The sequence below is a fragment of the Leifsonia xyli subsp. cynodontis DSM 46306 genome, from assembly GCF_000470775.1.
GTDB classification, from domain to species: Bacteria; Actinomycetota; Actinomycetes; order Actinomycetales; family Microbacteriaceae; genus Leifsonia; species Leifsonia cynodontis.
On the sequence record NC_022438.1, the window covers coordinates 730,496 to 749,857 of the forward strand.

Sequence of the window (19,362 nt, forward strand, 5' to 3'; positions counted from 1 at the left end):
CGAACTTCGCGGCCTACGCCGACCCGGCCATTCTGACCGGTTTCGTCAACTCGTTCTGGGTCTCGGCTGTGGTGGCCGTCCTCGCCGCCGCGATCGGTGCGGTCATCTGCTTCGCACTGCTCGGTGTCAAACCCGACGGGACGCTCCGCACTGTCGTCGACTCCGCCAGCAGTGTGCTCGCCCAGTTCGGCGGCATCATGCTCGCGTTCGCCTTTATCGCCCTCATGGGCGTCCAAGGCGCGATGACGGTCTTCCTCAAGCAGACATTCGGCTTCGACCTCAACGCCCTGTCGTCCCGAGGGCCGCTGCTCTATCAAGTCGGCGGCCTGGTGTTCCCCTACCTCTACTTCTCCGTCCCGCTCATGGTCCTGACCTTCATGCCGGCCCTCGAAGGGCTCAGACCGCAGTGGGGCGAGGCCGCCGCGACGCTCGGAGCCTCGCGGCTCACGTACTGGACTCGGATCGCGATGCCGATTCTCGCCCCGGCGTTCTGGGGGTCCACGATCCTGGTCTTCGCCAGCGCCTTCTCTTCGTTCGCGACGGCGGCCGCGTTGATCGACCAGGGCGTGATCGTGCCTTTGGCGATCAAACAGCAGCTGACCAGCGAGACGATCGTGGGCGTGGCGAACACCGCGGGCGTGCTGGCGCTGGGGATGGTCGTCGTGATGGTCGCCGTGATGGGCGTCTCCTCACTCCTCGACCGGCGAGCGCGGCGGTGGCGGCGATGAGCGTGCGCATCGGTGCGGCCCCGGGCCGTGCGACGAGCGCCGCCATCCTGACGGTCGCCGGCGTCGCTTTCCTGCTGCCGCTGCTGGCGATGCTGCTGTTCACCTTCCGCGTGCCGGGCAGCCCGGCCGATTTCACGCTCGGCCACTATGCGGCGGTGGTCGACCCGCTACAGGAGCTCACCGACGACCAACTGCTCACCGGCATCGTCAACTCGCTCGCGATCGCGGCCATCACCGTCGGCCTGGTGCTGTTGATCCTGCTTCCGACGATCATCCTGGTGGAACTGCGCTACCCGGCGGCGCGCCGGGCGATCGAGTTCGTCTGCCTGCTGCCGCTCACCGTGCCGACGGTCGTTCTGGTGGTGGGCTTCGTCCCCGTCTACCGGGTCGTCGCGGGGGCTTTCGGAAGCGTCGCCTGGACCCTGTCGTTCGCGATCGGGGTCATCGTGCTGCCGTACGCCTACCGTCCGATCCAGACGGCCATCGCCGCGCTCGACGTGGTGGTGCTCAGCGAGGCGGCGCGCTCCCTCGGCGCGAACGGGCTTCAGGTCGTGGTGCGCATCCTCCTCCCCACCCTTCGCCGCGGCATCCTGTCGGCGTGCTTCCTGACGATCGCGGTCGTGCTCGGAGAGTTCACGATCGCTTCCTTCCTCAACCAGACAACCTTCCAGACCGCCCTCTTCCTGCTCCAGCAGACCGATCCCTACGTCGCCGCGATCTTCGCTCTGTTCGCGCTGGCGCTCGCGTTCGCCCTGCTGCTGGCGATCGGGCGTCTGGGTTCGTTCCGACCCACCAGGAGAGCAGCACGATGAGCGCGCCCACACCGTCGACCCCATCCGCTGCCGGTGAGATCACCGGTCCATTGGCCGTGACCGGAACCGCGGTGTCGCTCGTGGACATCGTGAAATCCTTCGGCGCCCATGTCGCCCTGCGGGGCGTGAGCCTCGACATCCACCCGGGCGAGTTCGTCGCCCTGCTCGGCCCGTCCGGGTGCGGCAAGACGACGATGCTCCGGGCGCTCTCCGGGCTCGATCGCCTGGACGCCGGCAGCGTCCTCGTCGACGGTCAGGATGTCTCCGGTGTGCCCGTGAACCGCCGGGACATCGGCATGGTGTTCCAGTCCTATTCACTGTTTCCCCATCTCACGGCGGCGCAGAACATCGAGTTCGGTCTGCGCATGCGCAAAGTGGACGCGCGCCGCCGCGCCGCGCGCACGGCGGAGGCTCTCGAACTCGTCGGGCTCGCGGAGCGCGGTGGCCGGTACGCCCACGAGCTCTCCGGTGGGCAGCAGCAGCGCGTCGCGCTCGCTCGCGCCCTCGTCACGCGCCCGCGTGTGCTCCTGCTCGACGAGCCCCTCTCCGCCCTCGACGCGAAGGTGCGGGTCCAGCTGCGCGAGCAGATCCGCCGCATCCAGCGCGATCTCGCATCACGACGCTGTTCGTGACCCACGACCAGGAGGAGGCGCTCGCCGTCGCCGACAGAGTCGTGGTCATGAACGCGGGGGCCATCGAGCAGATCGGCACGCCCGAGGAGCTCTACCGCACACCGGCGTCGCCGTTCGTCGCGGATTTCGTCGGCCTGAGCAACCGGCTCGACGGCGTGGTCCGCGACGGCGAAGCCGTGGTGCAGGATCTGCGGCTTCCGGTTCTGGGCGGGGCGAGCGACGGCCCGGTCGTCGTCTCTGTCCGCCCGGAGGACATCGTGTTCACCGACGGCGCGGACGGGGTGGAGGCGGTCGTCGTGGCCTCCAGCTTCCTCGGGTCGCTCCGGCGCACGATGGTGCGGCTGAGCGACGGAACGCTGTTGTCGGTGCAGCACGCGGCGTCCGACCGTACCGTCCTCGACGCCCCCACGCGGATCGCCTTCGCCGGCCGTCCCGTCGTCGTGCGCGCCCGGAGCGCGGGAGCCGGGCAGGCCGGGCGCGACGATCGCGGCGAGGCCGCGATGAGGCCGGGCCCGGACGACCAGGGGCTGTAGCGATCGGCTGATAGCCTGTCGACCATGACGGCGGCGATCAGCGAGCGGACACCCTTCGCCGAGCGGCGCGGGCGGGTCGCCGGCGCGGACGCCGCGGGCGGGCGGGCATGATCGGCAGCGGTCTCCTTCTGATCGACAAACCCGGAGGCTGGACGAGTCACGATGTCGTCGCCCGCGTCCGGCGCCTGGCGGGCACACACAAGGTCGGTCACGCCGGGACGCTCGACCCGATGGCGACGGGGCTCCTCGTCCTGGGCCTGAACTCCTCCACGCGGCTGCTGACGTACATCGTCGGCGCCGAGAAGGAGTATGTCGGGACGATCCGGCTCGGCACCGCCACGACGACCGACGACGCCGAGGGCGAGATCCTCGAGCGGGCGGAACCGGCCGCCCTCGCCGCGGTCGCGGAGTCGGCCATCGCCGAGGGCATCGCGGCGCTCACCGGCGAGATCGAGCAGGTTCCGAGCGCCGTCAGCGCTGTCAAAGTGGATGGCAAGCGCGCGTACGCCCGGGTGCGGGCGGGCGAGGAGGTCGTCCTCTCGGCGCGCGCGGTGACGGTGAGCGCGTTCCAGATGCTTTCCGAGCGCCGGGAGCGGGACGCCATCGACCTCGAAGTCCGCGTCGTCTGCTCGTCGGGCACCTACATCCGCTCGCTCGCTCGCGATCTCGGCGCTCGGCTCGGCGTCGGCGGGCACCTCACGGCCCTGCGGCGCACGCGGGTGGGCGGCTACGATGTGCGCCGCGCCCACGAACTCGCTACGCTCGAGCCCGCGGCGGCGCTCATCCCGGCCGCCGAGGCGTCGTCGTCCTTGTTCGAGCGGCTGCGGCTGACCGAACAGCAGGCGATCGACCTCGCGCACGGGAAGCGCCTCCATCTCGTCTGCTGGGAGGGTCCCTGGGGCGAGCCCGTCGCGGCGATCGCCCCGAACGGACGTCTGATCGGGCTCATCGAGTTCCGGGGAAAGGAAGCGAGGACCCTCGTGAACTTCCCGACGGAGGAGATCGCGTGATCCCCGGCCCGCGTACGATCGCTGGAGCGGCATGATCGACTGGTTCGTCGCGGCGCAGCTCGCCGTCGCTGTGATCGCGGGAGTGGTCTGCGTCGCCCTCGGGCTGGCCGGGCGCGCGCCCAGCGACCTCTCGATGGGAGCCGTCGCGCTCGTGCAACTGCTGCTGATCGCGCAGCTGGTCATCGCCATCGTCGCTCCCGCGGTCGGAAACACCCCGTCCGGCAGCCTCGCGGAGTTCTACATCTATCTGATCTCGGCGCTCGTCCTGCCCCTCGCGGGCGGCTTCTGGGCGCTGATCGAACGGAACCGCTGGAGCACGGTCATCCTGGGCGGCGTCTGCTTCGCGATCGCGGTGATGGTGTACCGGATGGGGCAGATCTGGTTCGTGCAGGGCGCTTGACCCGCGAAGAGCGCCCGGTCGTCACGCGAATAGAATCGGTAGCGATGTCTCACCACACCCTCCCCGCGCGCGATCGCGACGGCGCCGCCTCCCGTCGTCGCCTCTCCGGAGCCGGCCGTCTGCTGGTCTTCATGTACGGCGTGCTCGCGCTCGCCGCGACCGGGCGCAGTGTGTTCCAGATCCTCGACCGCTACCACGAGGCGCCGGTCGCGTTCACCCTCTCGGCGGTCGCGGCCGTCGTCTACATCGTCGCGACGGTCGCGCTCGTGGCGCCCGGCCGTGTCTGGCGCCGGGTCGCGTGGATCACCATCGGCTTCGAGCTGGCCGGCGTGCTCGCGATCGGGACGCTCAGCCTGTTCGCGCCCGACGCCCTCGCCCTGCACGACATCGACCCGTTCGGGCGCGACGCGACGGTCTGGTCGGTCTATGGGATGGGCTATTTCTTCGTCCCGCTGGCCCTGCCGGTCCTGGGGCTGCTCTGGCTGGCGAAGCGCCGCCCGCGCGAGGCGGCCGGGGCCGCCTCGTGAAGGTCTTCACCGCGGTCGCCAACGTCCCCGCCGGATACGGGCCGAGCGCTGTGACGATCGGCAAGTTCGACGGTGTCCACACCGGGCACCGTGCCGTCATCGCGCGCCTGCGCCAGGTCGCGGACGAGCGCGGTCTCGCCGCGACGGTGGTCACCTTCGACCGCAATCCGCTTGAGGTGATCGCTCCGGAGAAGTGCCCGGCCGCCCTGGTGAGCAACCGGCAGAAGCTCGATCTGCTCGCCGGCACCGGGATCGACGCGACGCTCATGATCGCTTTCGACCGCGCCCTCGCGGAGCTGAGCCCCGACGAGTTCGTGCGCCGCATCCTGGTCGACCGGCTGCGCGCGGCCGTCGTGCTGGTCGGCAGCGACTTCCGCTACGGGCGTCGCGGCGCGGGGGACGTGGCGTTTCTGCGCGAGCGGGGGGAGAGGTACGGCTTCGCCGTCGAACTCATCGACGACGTGCGGCCGGAGCGCGGCCGTCGGGTCTCGTCCACCTGGATCCGCGAGCTGCTGGCGGAGGGGGATGTCGCGCACGCGGCGCTCTTGCTGGGTCAGGCTCCCACGGTGTGCGGCGTCGTCGTCCACGGGGCCGCGCGCGGACGGGAGCTCGGCTTCCCGACCGCGAACCTGTCGCCGGAGCTGGAGGGCCTGATCCCGGCCGACGGTGTGTACGCGGGCTCTCTGACCGACGGCGGCCAGTGCTACCCGGCGGCGATCTCGGTCGGGAACAATCCGACCTTCGAGGGTGTGCCGCACAAGCAGGTCGAGGCGTATGTTCTCGACCGGGAGCTGGACCTGTACGGCCACACGGTCGAGATCGCCTTCCAGGAGCGCATCCGGGGGATGGTCGCGTATGCGGGGATCGAGCCGCTGATCGCGCAGATCCGCGACGATGTGGAGCGTGCCCGGCGCATCCTGGCGCCCGGGGCCGCCGAGTGAGCGCAGAGACTCCTGCGCGCTCGCTGTGGCGCGGGCGGGCCGTGGCGCTCCTGGGCATCCTCCTCGTCGCCGCCAATCTGCGCACGGCCGTCGCCGCCCTCTCCCCGATCTTCGCGGAGATCCGCGTCGAGTTCCCGGTCTCCAGCGTCGGTGTCGGGCTGCTCGGGATGATGCCGCCGGCCTGCTTCGCGCTGTTCGGCCTGATCGCCCCCCGGTTCACCCGCCGCGTATCCCTGGAGGCCGTGCTCCTGATCGCGCTCGGCGTCATGCTCGCCGGGCACCTCGTGCGGGCCGCCTCCGGCTCGTTCCTCCAGCTGGCGATCGGCTCGGCGGTCGCCTTCGCCGGCATGGGCGTGGGCAATGTGCTGCTGCCGCCGCTCGTGAAGCGGTACTTCCCGGACCGGATCGGCCTCGTCACCGCGCTGTACGCGACGGTCATATCGTTCAGCACACTGCTGCCGCCGCTCGTCGCGGTGCCGGTCGCCGACGCGTCGAGCTGGCATGTCTCGCTCGGGATGTGGGCGCTGGTGAGCGTGCTCGCCATCGTGCCGTGGCTGCGCATCCTGCTCACCCGCACCCCCGCGCACCCCGGCCGCGATGTCGAGGTCGAGCAGGCGGGGCACTCGGCGGTCGCGCGGGTGTGGCGGTCGGGGCTCGGCTGGGCGATGGCCATCGTGTTCGCGACCTCGAGCCTCAACGCCTATGCGATGTTCGGCTGGCTGCCGCAGATTCTGCACGATGTGGCGGGAACGCCGCCTGCGGAGGCCGGAACGCTCCTGTCGGTGTATGCCGCTATGGGGGTCCCGGCCGGGTTGCTGGTGCCGCTCCTCGCCGCACGGATGCGGAACGTCGCTCTGCTCGTCTACGCCGGGGTCGCGTTCTTCGTGATCGGCTACCTGGGGCTCATCGTCGCCCCGACGACCGCGACGCTGCTCTGGGTCGCCATCGCCGGTCTCGGACCTCTGCTTTTCCCGCTCAGCCTGGTGCTCATCAACACGAGGACCCGCACGCACGCCGGCTCCGTCGCCCTCAGCGGCTTCGCCCAGGGCATCGGCTATGTCATCGGCTCGTTCGGCCCGCTCGCCGTCGGCCTCCTGCACGAGCTGACCGGCGCCTGGACCCTGGCCCTCGCGTTCCTCACCGCCACTGCCCTCGCGGCCGCCGCGGCCGGAGCCGTCGTCGCCCGGCCCGTGCCGCTCGAAGACCGGTAGGCGGTGCGGGGAAGCGCGGCCACTCGTCTGCTCACATGAGCATCCATCGCACAAACGTTGTGCTCCCGTCTAGGCTTGGATGTGTGGCCCTGAACGACACCGACGAGATCCTGGCTGTGAAAGCCGCGGAGCTCTACTACGAAGCGGGCAAGACGCAGGATGAGATCGGCGCCGCTCTCAGCGTCTCCCGCTGGAAGGTCGGCCGGCTGCTGACGGCGGCGCGCCAGCAGGGGTTCGTGCGCATCGAGATCGTGCATCCGAGCGCGAGGAAGTTCTCGCTGGAGCGCGAGCTCTGCGGTTTCTACGGGCTGGCGGACGCGGTCGTCGTCCCCTCCGCCGAATCCGACGCCGAGACCCAGGCCCGGGTCGCGCAGGCGGCGGACTACCTGACAACGCTCCGCCCCGTTCCGCGGACGCTCGGCGTCAGCTGGGGGCGGACACTGCACGCCGTCGCGGCGCGGCTGCGCCCCGGCTGGGCGACCGGTGTCAATCCGGTGCAGATCAACGGCAGCGTCTCCAGCACCCGCCAGGCGACGGCCGCAGCGGACACGGCCGTCGTGATCGCCAGGAAGGCGCAGGGAACGGCGACGCTGCTGCCGAGCCCGGCCATCTTCGAGCACGCGGCCACGCGACGCGCCATCGAGGCGGACCGATCCGTGCAGTCGGTGCTGGAGCTCGCCCGCACCGTCAGCGCCTTCCTCTTTCAGCGCCGGGGTCGTGGACATCAGCTCGGTGCATGTCGACTCCGGCTACCTGTCCCCGGAGGATGTCCGGGCCCTCGCCGCGAAAGGCGCTGTGGGGGATGTCGTGGGCCGCTTCATCACCGGCGAGGGCCGGGTGGCCGACCCCGACCTCGACAGCCGCACGCTCGGACTGGGCCTGGACGATCTGCGCAACGCACGCGTCTCCATCGCGGTCATCGCGGGCGAGGCGAAGCACCGGATCGCGCACGCCGTCGTCGCGAGCGGGCTCTGCACGACGCTCATCACCGACGAGGCCACCGCCGGCGATGTGCTCGGCCGCGCGCCGGACGACAGAACGCCCACCGACACCATGCCCATCGACAGAGAGCAGGCCGCACTGTGACCATCGAGACCTCCCCGCCCGAGCGCGCCCTCGCGCCGGCGGCCCGCGCCGTCGAGGTCCTCGGCGGAGACCTCACCGAGGCGTCCCTGCGGCGCTACCTGAACGGCATCCCCGGGGTCGACGCGGTCGGCCTCGAGCAGCGGGCCGCCGGGCTCGGCACCCGCTCCATCAAGACGTCCAGCAAGCGCTGGGCGCTCGACACCATCATCCGGCTCATCGACCTGACGACCCTCGAAGGCGCCGACACCCCGGGCAAGGTGCGCTCGCTCGTCGCCAAGGCGCTGACCCCGGACGCGGGCGACGCGACCACCCCGCGCCCGGCCGCCGTGTGCGTCTACGGCGACATAGTTCCGTACGCCGTCGAGGCGCTCGGCGCCGCGCACGCCGAGGCGCCGGAGGGCGTCGCCGTCGCCGCGGTCGCCACCGCGTTCCCGAGCGGGCGCGCGTCCCTCGCGGTCAAGCTCGCCGACACCGCCGACGCGGTCGCCGCGGGCGCCGACGAGATCGACATGGTCATCGACCGCGGCGCCTTCCTCTCGGGCCGCTACGGCCTCGTGTTCGACGAGATCGTCGCCGTCAAGGAGGCCTGCCGCCGGGCGGACGGAAGCTACGCGCACCTCAAGGTCATCCTCGAGACGGGCGAGCTGAACACGTACGACAACATCCGCCGCGCGTCGTGGCTGAGCATCCTGGCCGGAGGCGACTTCATCAAGACCTCCACCGGCAAGGTCTCGCCGGCGGCGACGCTGCCGACGACCCTCCTCATGCTCGAGGTGGTGCGCGACTGGCGCCGGCTCACCGGCGAGGAGATCGGCGTGAAGCCGGCCGGCGGCATCCGCTCCTCGAAGGACGCCATCAAGTACCTCGTGACCGTCGCCGAGACGGTCGGCGAGCACTGGCTTCAGCCGCACCTGTTCCGCTTCGGCGCGTCCAGCCTTCTGAACGATGTGCTGCTGCAACGCCAGAAGCTCCGCACCGGCCACTACTCTGGCGCCGACTACGTGACCATCGACTGAGACGGGACCCCACCATGAGCTTCCTCGAGTACGCCCCCGCCCCCGAGTCGCGGTCGATCCTGAACCTCCGCGTCGAGTACGGCCTGTTTATCGACGGCGAGTTCGTCGCCGGGCGCGGCACGCCGTTCCCGACGATCTCCCCGGCGACGGAGGAGCGTCTCGCGACGATCTCCACGGCCGGCTCGTCCGACGTGGATACGGCGGTCGCCGCCGCCCGCCGCGCCTACGAGAAGGTCTGGTCGCGGATGAGCGGCACGGACCGCGGCAAGTACCTGTTCCGCATCGCCCGTCTCGTCCAGGAGCGGGCGCGCGAGCTCGCCGTGGCCGAGAGCCTCGACAACGGCAAGCCGATCACGGAGAGCCGCGACGTCGACGTGCCGCTCGTCGCCGCCTGGTTCTTCTACTACGCCGGCTGGGCGGACAAGCTGGAGCACGCCGGCCTCGGCCCCGCGCCGCGCGCCCTCGGCGTGGCCGCGCAGGTCATCCCGTGGAACTTCCCGCTGCTGATGCTGGCGTGGAAGATCGCCCCGGCCCTCGCGGCCGGCAACACGGTCGTGCTGAAGCCGGCCGAGACCACCCCGTTGACCGCGCTGCTGTTCGCCGAGATCGTGCAGCAGGCCGACCTGCCGCCGGGTGTCGTCAACATCGTCACTGGAGCCGGGGAGACCGGCCGCGACCTCGTCGCCCACCCCGACGTGAACAAGGTCGCCTTCACCGGATCCACGGCCGTCGGACGAGAGATCGCCCGCTCGGTCGCCGGCACCGACAAGAAGCTCACCCTCGAGCTCGGCGGCAAGGCGGCGAATATCGTCTTCGACGACGCGCCGATCTACCAGGCCATCGAGGGCATCGTCAACGGCATCTTCTTCAACCAGGGCCACGTCTGCTGCGCGGGCAGCCGTCTCCTGGTGCAGGAGAGCATCCACGACGAGGTCGTCGACCGGCTCAAGCGCCGCCTGGCGACGCTACGCCTGGGCGACCCGCTGGACAAGAACACTGACATCGGCGCGATCAACAGCGCCGCGCAGTTGCAGCGCATCCGCGAGCTCTCCGACATCGGGGAGGCGGAAGGAGCCGAGCGCTGGAGCGCCGACTGCGCCATTCCCCAGAACGGGTTCTGGTTCGCGCCGACGATCTTCACCGGCGTCTCGACCAGCCACCGCATCGCGCGGGAGGAGATCTTCGGCCCGGTGCTCTCGGTGCTGACGTTCCGCACGCCCGCTGAAGCGATCGCCAAGGCGAACAACACTCCCTACGGTCTCTCGGCCGGTGTCTGGACAGACAAGGGCAGCCGCATCCTGGCCGTCGCGGACAGGCTGCGCGCAGGCGTGGTCTGGGCCAACACCTTCAACCGGTTCGACCCGGCCAGCCCGTTCGGCGGCTACAAGGAGTCTGGCTACGGCCGTGAGGGCGGCCGTCACGGCCTCGGCGCCTACCTCGTCCCCGGGCGTTCGCTCTCGCCGGCCGCCGTCACCGCAACCGCCTCGACCCGCAAGGGAGCCAAGAAATGAGCAGACTGGCCGTGCCGAAGACCTACAAGCTCTCCATCGGCGGAAAGTTTCCGCGCAGCGAGTCCGGACGCACCTACGAGGTGCTCGCCGCCAAGGGGGATTTCCTGGCGAACGCGGCCAAGGCCTCGCGGAAGGACGCCCGGGATGCGGTGGTCGCCGCGCGTGCCGCCGTCTCCGGCTGGTCGGGTGCCACGCCGTACAACCGCGGCCAGGTGCTCTACCGCATCGCCGAGCTGATGGAGGGCCGTCGAGCCCAGTTCGTGGACGAGATCCAGCGCGCGGAGGGCGTCGCCGCTGCTGCTGCGGGCGCCCAGGTACACGAGGCGATCGACCGATGGGTGTGGTACGCAGGCTGGGCTGACAAGTTCGCCCAGGTCGTCGGCAACGCCAACCCGGTCGCCGGTCCCTACTTCAACATCTCGGTGCCGGAGCCGACGGGTGTCGTCGCCATCGTCGCGCCGCAGGACTCCAGCCTGCTGGGGTTCGTGAGCGCGGTCGCCCCCGCCCTCGTGTCGGGCAACGCGATCGTCGCCATCGCCAGTGAGCGCTTCCCGCTCTCGGCGATCAGCTTGAGCGAGGTGCTGGCGACCAGCGATGTCCCCGGTGGCGTGGTCAACATCCTCACCGGTTCGCCCGCCGAGGTCGCGCCCTGGCTCGCCTCGCACGCCGACGTCAACGCGCTCGACCTGGTCGGCGCGGGCGACCTGGAGTGGATCGACCTCCAGATCGCCGCGGCCGACATGCTGAAACGCGTCCTGCCCCCGGAGAACGGCCCGGATGCCGCCGCCCCCTCGCTCGACCGGATCGCGTTCTTCACCGAGACGAAGACCGTGTGGCACACCAAGAGCCTTCTTTAGCCCGGGGTCGCCAGGAGGAGTTTGCCCTCTGGTCCGCCATCGCACGAGTGCGGACGATCGTCCCGGTGTGATTCGCTCAGAGCGAGCAGACCCATGCGATTCCGAACATCAGCGCATATCCGCCGAGGGGCGCCGCGTTCAGGACCAAGGCGATGACGGCTGGCCATGTCGTCTGCCGCGGTGAGGCGATTCCCGCGACCGCCAGGCCGATTCCCCCGGCGGAGAGGACCACTGTCGCGTTCAGCGACAGGATCAATCAGGGCGACGAAAAGGATCCCGCCCCCTTCGCCCTCAGGGGCGGAGAGAAGCAGGATCCACAAGACCGCGCATGGCAGGAAGTTGAGTCCGCCGAGCGATGCGATCGTGAGAGACGAAATCCATGCCCAATGGCCCCGCTCGCGGCGCGAGGCCCCCACTGTCGTGGCGACGGGCGCGGGCAGTCCTCGAGAGTCGGCCCCGTGGATCGTCATCGCCGGCGTCCTGCCATTGCCTGGTCCAAACCGGCGTGGAAGCGGGAGGTCATGTGAACAGTATCTCCGCCTCTCCCGCGAGATGACATGCAGAATTCTTTAGGTTAGCCTATCCTCAGTAAGGTCACCCTAAGGAGTTTCACCCCTATGCGCCTGCCAGCCGCCTGTCTCCTCCCCGCCGCCGCCCTCGCGCTGCTCGCCGGGCTCACCGCGTGCAGCGTCCCCGCCGACCCCGGCTCCACAACCGTCCCGTCTGCGACGCCCCTCGCCGACGGTGTCGACCCGGCCGCGCTCGCCGAGGCGCTCGGACAGTTCCCGGCCGAGCCGCCCTCGAGCGTCGTCAGCGCGTCCGTGCCGCTCGCCGAGATCCTCGGCGAGCTCGGGGTCCCGGTCGCCGGGGTCCCGTCGACCACGACGCAGCAGCTGCCTCAGTCGCTCGCCGATGTTCCGCGCATCGACAGTTCGATGGCGCCCGATGTCGAGAAGATCGTCGAACTCGCCCCCGGCCTCGTCGTCGCGGCCGAGTCGGCGCGATCCACCGTGGAGGCGTCGCTGACGGACACCGGCACACCGAGCGTCTTCCTCCAGACCGATACGCTCGCGGACGCAAAGCTCGCGGTGAAGACCCTCGGTGCGGCGTTCGACCGCCAGGAGCGGGCGAGCGCCATTCTGGACCGGCTGGGCGCCGCCGAGGCCGAACTGCGCGCCCTGCGGCCGACCACAGCGGGGAAGCCGACCAAGGTGCTCCTGCTCATCGGCGCTGCCGACTCGTTCATGGTCATGAGCGACGGTTCTTACGCCGGCTCCCTGGTCGCGCTCACCGGGGCCGACAATATCGCCGGCTCCCAGCTGGGCGCGACCGGCGCCTTCACCGCGGTGGACCTCGAAAAGGTCATCGCCGCCGCACCGGATGTCGTGCTCGTCCTCTCCTCGAGCGGCGCGGATGCGGCCCAGCGGGCCCTCGACGCCGAATTCGCCGCACGGCCAGCGTGGCGGAGCGTCCCGGCGGTCGCGGACGGCCGGGTACACGTCCTCGACTACGGCCGATTCGGCTACACCTCGCTCGCGGCGCTTCCGGCCGCTGTCGGCGAGCTGAGCGGCTTCCTGCGGTGACGAGCACTGTGCTCGGGGCGCGCTCCCGCCGGCGGGCGGTCGTCCTCCCGGCGGTGGGTGTCGCGTTCGCCGCGGGGGTGGTCCTCGCGCTCGGCGTCGGCAGCGTGGTCATCGCCGCCCCCGATGTGCTCGCCGCGCTCGCCGGGCGGGCCGCTTCCACCGTCCACGCGGCGATCGTGTGGGATGTGCGGCTGCCGCGCATCCTGCTCGCCCTGCTGGTCGGCGCCTGCCTCGCCGTCTCCGGCGCCTTGCTGCAAGCGGTCGTCGGCAACCCGCTGGCCGACCCGGGGCTGACCGGGGTGACGGCGGGCGCGGCCTCCGTGGTTCTCGTGATCCTGCTCGCCGTCCCGGCCGCGACCGGGCTCGTGCCGCCGGCCGCCTTCGCCGGCGGATGCGTCGCCGCCGGGCTCGTCTACGCGCTCGCGTGGCGTCGGTCCGGGATGCGGCCGCTCGACATCATCCTGGCCGGCGTCGCCGTCAACGCGGTCGCCGGCGCCGTCATCGGGCTGCTCTCGCTGCGGTTCAGCGATCGTCAGCCGGCCGCGATCCAGCGGCTGAACGGCAGCCTGGCGGCGAAGGGCATGGACACCGTCCTGCTGCTCGTGCCGTATGCCGCGGTCGGTCTGGTCGCCGCGCTGGCCTGCTCCGGCAAAGCGAACATCCTGCGCCTCGGCGACGCCGTCGCCGGAAATCTCGGCGAGAACGTCGCCCGCACACGCCTGATCCTCTCGGCCGTCGCCGTGTTCCTCGCGGCGGTCGCGGTCGCCGCGGTCGGTGTGCTCGGCTTCCTCGGTTTGGTCGTCCCGCACCTCGCGCGGCTGCTCGTCGGCTCGGACCATCGCGTGCTGCTGCCGCTGAGCGCCCTCCTCGGCGCGCTCCTCCTCCTCGTCTCCGACACGATCGGCCGTACCGCGTTCGCCCCCGTCGAGATCCCGGCGGGGATCGTCATGGCCTTCGTCGGGGCGCCGTACTTCCTGTTCCTCCTGCGGCGCTCGGGGGCGCCGCGATGAGCGCCGCTCCTCCCGCCGCGCTGGTCTCCGCCCGGGAGATGTACGTGGGCTACGGTCGCAAGCAGGCCGTCCGCGGCGTCTCCCTCGATGTCGCCGCGGGCGAGACCATCGCGCTCATCGGTCCCAATGGTTCGGGGAAGTCGTCGCTGCTGCGCGCGCTCGCTGGCCGGGTGCCGGTCGACGGCGGCTCGGTCCGCATCGGCGGCCGGGACATCGCTCGCGCCGGCCCTCGCGAGCGTGCCCGCGCCGCCGGGCTGCTCGAACAGCGCAACCCCGCTCCGGCCGACCTCACCGTGCGCGAACTCGCGAGGTATGGGCGGCATCCGCACCGCCGCTGGTTCGAGCGCGGGGGCGAGGCCGACCGCGACGCCGTCGACTGGGCGCTGGCGCACACGGAGATGCTCGCCGACGAGGATCGCGTCGTGGCCGAGCTCTCCGGCGGCGAAGCGCAGCGCGCCTGGCTCGCCATGGTCCTCGCCCAACGGCCCCGGGTGCTGCTCCTCGACGAGCCGACCACCTACCTCGACATCGCCCACCAGGCCGATGTGCTGGAGGTGGTGGGCGAACTGCGGAGAGTGCTCGGGATGACCGTCGTCTTGGTGCTGCACGACCTCAACCATGTCGCTGCGGTCGCCGATCGCGTGCTCGCCCTGTACGAGGGCGTGGCGCTCGCGACCGGGACGCCCGCCGAACTGTTCACGCCCGAGACGATCCACGCCCTCTACGGGGTCGCCGCCGAGGTCGCCCCCGGTGTGGACGGCGGGCCGCCGCGCATCCACCTCGATCACCGTGCGCGGCGCGACCAGCGCACTCAGCGCACCCACCCCGACCAGAAGGAGAGACCATGACCGCCCCAGCCTCTGCCTCCGCCCTCGAGCACGCTGCCGAGCGCGAGCGCTACCGCGCCTTCCTCGCCGAGCGTGCGACGCTGACCCTCGGCGTCGCCGACCGCGACGGCGTGCCGATGGTCGCCGTCACTCCGTTCGCCGCGGTCGACGGTGCGCTCTATCTCTATGTCAGCGCCCTCGCCGACCATCACGACGCCCTCGCCGCCGCCGACGAGGTCGCTGTGCTCTTCCGTGCCGATGAGGACGGCGCGCCCAATCTGTTCGCCCTCGAGCGTGCGCGGTTCCGCTGCGCCGTGCGGGTCGTACACGATGAGGGCAACGAGGCCGTGTTCGACCGGTTCGCGGAGGCCACGAGCCCTGCGCTCGTCCGGCTGCTCCGCGGCCTCGACTTCGGTCTCTACCGGCTCGAACCGCTCGCCGGCCGATACATCGTCGGGTTCGGGAAGGCTTACGATGTGGACTGGGCCGGTGACCGCTTCGACCATGTCGTCATCGACAAGACGCAGAGCTGATGCGTCTCTGCCTCACATCGCCGCGGAAAGTGCGAGAGGATGGCTCAGGACGCGCGAAGGAGGTCGCGATGACGCACGGGACAGGCGGAGCGCTCGCGCTGGTGGGCGACAGCCTGACGCAGGGCGGGGACTGGGCGGTCTTGCTCCCCGGTGAGGATGCGCGGAACTTCGGCGTCGCGGGCGACACCACCGACGATCTCCTCGCCCGCCTCGACGCCGTCATCGATTCCCGCCCGGACACGCTCGCCCTGCTGATCGGAACGAACGACCTTGCCTGGCGGCGTTCGGCCGAGCATGTCGTGCGGAACACCGAGACCATCCTGGTCACGCTCCGCAAGGAGCTGCCGGAGGCGCGCGTCCTGATGCAGTCGGTGCTGCCGCGCGGGCACGATTTCGCCGAGCAGATCCGCGACATCAACCGGCACCTGTGGCAGTTCGCGCCGACCGTCCACGCCGGATGGCTCGATCTCTGGCCGGCGCTGGCCTTGGAGGACGGCGAACTCAACCCCGCGTTCAGCGAAGACCGGCTGCATCTGAACGACGAGGGCTACCGCGCGTGGGCCGGTGAGCTCGTCCCGGGGCTGGAGCGCCTGCGCCAGCTTCCGCCCTCTTCCCGGGCGATCTCCCCCTCCCCGACCTCGGCGGCGCCGCCTAAGCCCACTCCACCGGACCCCGCCGCGCCGAAACCGAGGATGTTCTCACCCGTGAGCCCGGCGATGTCCTCCCTTTCCTGATATCCATCGGTCTCCGGGCGAGAGCTCCTCCCTTCTATGCGGCGGCGATGGGAGGGAATCGCACCGCGATCCGGGTGAGCACATCCTCCGATTCCGGCGCCCCGCCCCGTTCACCCGCCCGCCGCCGCGCGGAAGGCGGCGAAGGCGGCGTCCCGGAAGAGCACGAACCGAACGCGTTCCACCGATCCGACTCCGGACGACAGCACGGCGCGTACCGTGCTCACGGCGATGCGCGCGGCCTCGTCCATCGGCCACCCGTAAGCGCCCGCCGAGATCGCGGGGAAGGCCACCGTCGCCGCGCCGAGTTCGCGGGCGACCCGCAGCGAGGAGCGGTACGCGTTCTGTAGCAGCGGAGTCCTGTCCTCCTTCGCCGTCCACACCGGCCCGACCGTGTGGATCACCCAGCGCGCATCCAGGTCTCCCGCGGTGGTCGCGACGGCCTGGCCGGTCGGCAGCCCGTCCGGCAGGGCCGTCGCGCGCACTTCTCGGCAGGCGGCCAGGATGGCGGGCCCCCCGCGCCGATGGATGGCGGCGTTGACGATGGCGTCCGCGCTCTGTTCGGTGAGGTCGCCGAGGACGAGTTCGGTCGAGTCTGTCATCTCAGCCCCGGTTGTTCGAGAGCTCGTAGATTTTCAGCAGTTCCAGGATCGCGGTGTCGCGCTGTTCCCCGCCCTCCTCGAACATCTCGGAGACATGGGTCTTCAGGTGGTTCTCCACGAGCAGTTTGTTGAGGGAGCCGAGGGACTTCTGGATCGCGAGCGACTGGGTGATGATGTCGATGCAGTAGTCCTCGTTCTCGATCATCTTCTCGAGTCCGCGGAGTTGGCCTGAGAGGATGCGCGTGCGGTGGAGGGCCCGCTTCCTGATGTCTGCGATCACTCTCTCAGGGTACTCTTATATACCCCTAGAGGGTATCAGTGGTACTCTCGGCGGAATGAAGACCACCTATGACATTCTCGGCATGACCTGCGCCCACTGTGCGCGGGCCGTCAGCGAACACCTCGGCGCCCTCGGCGGCGTCACCGGCGTGGACGTGGATGTCGCGGAAGGCAGAGCGGTCGTCACGAGCTCCGTCGCCCTCGACCCGGTCGCCGTCGCCGTCGCCGTGGGAGAAGCCGGATACACACTCGGCCGTCCGGACCGTCTCCGGCTGCCGTGATGGAACCGGCGCTCACCCGCATCGACCTCGCGATCGAGGGGATGACCTGCGCGAGCTGTGTGGCCCGCGTCGAGCGACGGCTCGGACGCCTCGACGGGGTGGAGGCGGTCGTGAATCTGGCGACCGAGCGCGCGAGCGTCCTGGCCCCGGCCGGGGTGGGGGCCGAAGCGCTCGTCGCGGAGGTGGAGAAAGCGGGCTATGGCGCGCGGGTCCTCGCCGACTCCCGGGACATCGTGGGGGAGCAGGGGCCGGACGCCCGGCGGCTGCGGTTGCGGCTGCTGGTCGCCGCAGCCCTCAGCGTCCCGATCGTGCTGCTCGCGATGGTCCCCGTCCTGCGCTTCCCGGGGTGGGAGCTCGTGTCTCTGGCGCTGGCGGCGCCGGTCGTGCTGTGGGCCGGCTGGCCGTTCCACCGCTCGGCTGCGGTGAATCTGCGGCACGGTGCGACGACGATGGACACGCTGGTGTCGCTCGGGACGCTCGTCGCGTTCGCGTGGTCGGTCGCTGTGCTCGCGCTCGGCGCAGGCGGCCACATCTACGTCGAGGTCGCGGCCGTGGTGACGACGTTCCTCCTGCTCGGCCGGTTCGCCGAGGAGCGGTCGCGGCGCCGGGCGGGCGCCGCTCTGCGCGATCTGGTCGCGGCGGGGGCGCGCGAGGTGTCCCGGGTGGACGACGCGGGCCGCGAGCGCCGCATTACCGCCGATCTCCTGGGCGCTGGCGAGCGGTTCGCCGTCCGTCCGGGGGAGTGGATCGCCGCCGACGGGATCGTGCTGGAGGGCGCTGCGGCGATCGACGCGAGCGCTGTGATAGGGGAGTCCGTGCCCGTCGAGGTCGCCGTGGGAGACGAAGTGACCGCGGGGACGATCGCAGCGGGCGGCTCCCTCATCGTGCTGGCCACCCGTGTCGGGCCGGACACCCGGGTCGCCCGTCTCGTCGCGGGGGTGGAGGCGGCGCAGCTCGCGAAGACCCGGGCACAGCGCCGGGCGGACCGGGTCTCGTCGGTGTTCGTCCCCGTCGTGCTCGGACTCGCCGTGCTGACCTTCTTCGTGTGGACCCTCGTCGCGGGGGACCCGGCGGTGGCGCTGTTGCCCGCGGTCGCCGTCCTTATCGTCGCCTGTCCCTGCGCGCTGGGGCTTGCGACACCGACCGCGCTGCTGGTCGGGACCGCCCGCGCCGCGCAGCGCGGCATCCTGCTCTCCGGCCCCGACGCCCTCGAGCGCGCGGGCCGGATCGACACGGTGGTGTTCGACAAGACCGGCACGCTGACGACCGGCCGGATGACGCTTCTGGAGACGGTGGCCGGGGCGGGATGGGCGGCGGACGAGGCGCTGCGGCTCGCCGCCGCCGCCGAGCGGGTCTCGGAGCATCCGCTCGGGCGCGCCATCGCGGCCGAGGTCCCGGCGGCCGGCCCGGTGACCGTCTTCCGTTCGCTGCCCGGTGTCGGAGTGACCGCGTGTGTGGCGGGCCGGGAGGTCTCAGTCGGGAAAGCCGGCGAGTCCCTCCCGTCCGAACTGGCGGACGCCGCTTCGCGCATCAGAAGCGCCGGCGGAACCGCCATCGCTGTGAGCGTCGACGGTGTCCCGGCGGCTGTTCTCGGAGTCGGCGACCCGCTGCGCCCCGACGCTGCCGAGGCCGTCGCCCGCGTCCGGGCGGCCGGCGCGGAGCCGATCGTTCTCAGCGGCGACCACCCCGCGACGGTCGCCGCTGTGACCGCGCGGCTCGGCATCGCACGCACGCTCGGGGGAATGAGCCCGGAGGGGAAGGCCGCTGCGGTCGCGAGCCTGCGCGCCGAGGGGCGTCGCGTCGCGATGGTCGGCGACGGCGTCAACGATGCGGCGGCGCTCGCCGGATCGGATCTGGGCATCGCGCTCGGCTCCGGCACGGATGCGGCGATGGCCGCCGCCGACATCACCCTGCTGCGTCCTGAGCCGGTGATCGTGGGCGAGGTCCTGAGTCTGTCGCGCCGGATGGCGGCCGTCATCCGGGGGAACCTGTTCTGGGCGTTCGCCTACAACGTCGCGGCCCTCCCGGTCGCGGCCTTCGGCCTGCTCGACCCCATGATCGCTGGTGCGGCCATGGCGTTCTCCAGCGTCTTCGTCGTGCTCAACAGCCTCCGCCTCCGCCGCTTCTGAGCACGGCATTCCGATGCGGGAATGCGCGCGGGACGCCGCGGCCCGCGGCGGATGGGAGGTGGTGGCGGCGGGAGCGCGCGGGTCGTCGTCCGCCGTCGGACCGGCGTGCCGGGGCCGCCGCCC

The 19,362-nt window shown here is 71.3% G+C and carries 20 protein-coding genes and 2 pseudogenes; 20 read left to right on the top strand and 2 right to left on the bottom strand.

The window, feature by feature from the left end; genetic code table 11:
* Nucleotides 1–68 precede the first annotated feature (68 nt).
* From O159_RS03455 to O159_RS03540, 18 genes and pseudogenes are all read left to right on the top strand, one after another.
* A complete protein-coding gene (locus O159_RS03455) occupies nucleotides 69–728 on the top strand; it encodes an ABC transporter permease subunit (protein WP_021754361.1) in 660 nt (219 codons plus the stop codon).
* Nucleotides 725–1,540 carry an ABC transporter permease gene (locus O159_RS03460; RefSeq protein ID WP_043993970.1) on the top strand — a complete coding sequence of 272 codons (816 nt, stop codon included), beginning with the start codon at nucleotides 725–727 and terminating at the stop codon, nucleotides 1,538–1,540. Before O159_RS03455 ends, O159_RS03460 begins: the two co-directional genes overlap by 4 nt.
* Nucleotides 1,537–2,705 (top strand): annotated as a pseudogene (locus O159_RS03465) (ABC transporter ATP-binding protein). Before O159_RS03460 ends, O159_RS03465 begins: the two are co-directional and overlap by 4 nt.
* 107 nt (nucleotides 2,706–2,812) lie before the next feature.
* On the top strand, nucleotides 2,813–3,715 hold the full coding sequence (truB, locus tag O159_RS03470) for a tRNA pseudouridine(55) synthase TruB (RefSeq protein WP_021754363.1): 903 nt from the start codon (nucleotides 2,813–2,815) through the stop codon (nucleotides 3,713–3,715).
* A 31-nt stretch (nucleotides 3,716–3,746) separates the two neighbouring features.
* Nucleotides 3,747–4,115, top strand: coding sequence for a hypothetical protein (locus O159_RS03475; protein ID WP_021754364.1), 369 nt, complete (start codon nucleotides 3,747–3,749; stop codon nucleotides 4,113–4,115).
* Between the two features lie 44 nt (nucleotides 4,116–4,159).
* Nucleotides 4,160–4,642 carry a hypothetical protein gene (locus tag O159_RS03480; RefSeq protein ID WP_021754365.1) on the top strand — a complete coding sequence of 161 codons (483 nt, stop codon included), beginning with the start codon at nucleotides 4,160–4,162 and terminating at the stop codon, nucleotides 4,640–4,642.
* Nucleotides 4,639–5,583 (top strand): bifunctional riboflavin kinase/FAD synthetase, encoded by a 945-nt coding sequence (locus tag O159_RS03485; protein ID WP_021754366.1) that lies wholly within the window; start codon nucleotides 4,639–4,641, stop codon nucleotides 5,581–5,583. The genes O159_RS03480 and O159_RS03485 overlap by 4 nt, the downstream gene beginning before the upstream one ends.
* Nucleotides 5,580–6,794: an MFS transporter gene (locus O159_RS03490; RefSeq protein WP_043993479.1), complete on the top strand. Its 1,215-nt coding sequence runs from the start codon at nucleotides 5,580–5,582 to the stop codon at nucleotides 6,792–6,794. The genes O159_RS03485 and O159_RS03490 overlap by 4 nt, the downstream gene beginning before the upstream one ends.
* A gap of 35 nt (nucleotides 6,795–6,829) precedes the next feature.
* A pseudogene (locus O159_RS16190) lies at nucleotides 6,830–7,435 on the top strand (sugar-binding domain-containing protein); the annotation flags it as partial.
* Between the two features lie 76 nt (nucleotides 7,436–7,511).
* The gene (locus O159_RS16195) at nucleotides 7,512–7,880 is read left to right on the top strand and encodes a sugar-binding domain-containing protein (protein ID WP_021754369.1); all 369 of its coding nucleotides are present in this window, start codon (nucleotides 7,512–7,514) and stop codon (nucleotides 7,878–7,880) included.
* Nucleotides 7,877–8,896: a deoxyribose-phosphate aldolase gene (deoC, locus tag O159_RS03500; RefSeq protein WP_021754370.1), complete on the top strand. Its 1,020-nt coding sequence runs from the start codon at nucleotides 7,877–7,879 to the stop codon at nucleotides 8,894–8,896. The genes O159_RS16195 and deoC overlap by 4 nt, the downstream gene beginning before the upstream one ends.
* A gap of 14 nt (nucleotides 8,897–8,910) precedes the next feature.
* The gene (locus O159_RS03505; RefSeq protein WP_021754371.1) at nucleotides 8,911–10,407 is read left to right on the top strand and encodes an aldehyde dehydrogenase family protein; all 1,497 of its coding nucleotides are present in this window, start codon (nucleotides 8,911–8,913) and stop codon (nucleotides 10,405–10,407) included.
* Nucleotides 10,404–11,264: an aldehyde dehydrogenase family protein gene (locus tag O159_RS03510; protein WP_043993480.1), complete on the top strand. Its 861-nt coding sequence runs from the start codon at nucleotides 10,404–10,406 to the stop codon at nucleotides 11,262–11,264. The genes O159_RS03505 and O159_RS03510 overlap by 4 nt, the downstream gene beginning before the upstream one ends.
* Nucleotides 11,265–11,881: 617 nt before the next feature.
* Nucleotides 11,882–12,847, top strand: a complete 966-nt coding sequence (locus O159_RS03520) for an ABC transporter substrate-binding protein (RefSeq protein ID WP_021754374.1) — start codon at nucleotides 11,882–11,884, stop codon at nucleotides 12,845–12,847.
* On the top strand, nucleotides 12,844–13,857 hold the full coding sequence (locus tag O159_RS03525) for a FecCD family ABC transporter permease (RefSeq protein WP_144267536.1): 1,014 nt from the start codon (nucleotides 12,844–12,846) through the stop codon (nucleotides 13,855–13,857). The genes O159_RS03520 and O159_RS03525 overlap by 4 nt, the downstream gene beginning before the upstream one ends.
* Nucleotides 13,854–14,705: an ABC transporter ATP-binding protein gene (locus tag O159_RS03530; RefSeq protein WP_021754376.1), complete on the top strand. Its 852-nt coding sequence runs from the start codon at nucleotides 13,854–13,856 to the stop codon at nucleotides 14,703–14,705. Before O159_RS03525 ends, O159_RS03530 begins: the two co-directional genes overlap by 4 nt.
* Complete coding sequence (locus tag O159_RS03535) at nucleotides 14,702–15,217, top strand: pyridoxamine 5'-phosphate oxidase family protein (protein ID WP_021754377.1); 516 nt, start codon at nucleotides 14,702–14,704, stop codon at nucleotides 15,215–15,217. Before O159_RS03530 ends, O159_RS03535 begins: the two co-directional genes overlap by 4 nt.
* A 68-nt stretch (nucleotides 15,218–15,285) precedes the next feature.
* Nucleotides 15,286–15,951 (top strand): SGNH/GDSL hydrolase family protein, encoded by a 666-nt coding sequence (locus O159_RS03540; protein ID WP_021754378.1) that lies wholly within the window; start codon nucleotides 15,286–15,288, stop codon nucleotides 15,949–15,951.
* Nucleotides 15,952–16,061: 110 nt separating this feature from the next.
* On the opposite strand, the gene O159_RS03545 is transcribed toward O159_RS03540, so the two are convergent.
* Both O159_RS03545 and O159_RS03550 read right to left on the bottom strand, forming a co-directional pair.
* Nucleotides 16,062–16,550 carry an O-acetyl-ADP-ribose deacetylase gene (locus tag O159_RS03545; protein ID WP_021754379.1) on the bottom strand — a complete coding sequence of 163 codons (489 nt, stop codon included), beginning with the start codon at nucleotides 16,548–16,550 and terminating at the stop codon, nucleotides 16,062–16,064.
* 1 nt (nucleotide 16,551) lies between these two features.
* Nucleotides 16,552–16,830 (bottom strand): metal-sensitive transcriptional regulator, encoded by a 279-nt coding sequence (locus tag O159_RS03550; RefSeq protein WP_021754381.1) that lies wholly within the window; start codon nucleotides 16,828–16,830, stop codon nucleotides 16,552–16,554.
* A gap of 55 nt (nucleotides 16,831–16,885) precedes the next feature.
* Here O159_RS03550 and O159_RS03555 point away from each other — a divergent pair, with 55 nt between their 5' ends.
* Complete coding sequence (locus O159_RS03555; RefSeq protein WP_021754383.1) at nucleotides 16,886–17,110, top strand: heavy-metal-associated domain-containing protein; 225 nt, start codon at nucleotides 16,886–16,888, stop codon at nucleotides 17,108–17,110.
* Complete coding sequence (locus tag O159_RS03560; RefSeq protein ID WP_021754384.1) at nucleotides 17,110–19,239, top strand: heavy metal translocating P-type ATPase; 2,130 nt, start codon at nucleotides 17,110–17,112, stop codon at nucleotides 19,237–19,239. The genes O159_RS03555 and O159_RS03560 overlap by 1 nt, the downstream gene beginning before the upstream one ends.
* The last annotated feature ends 123 nt before the right edge of the window (nucleotides 19,240–19,362 follow it).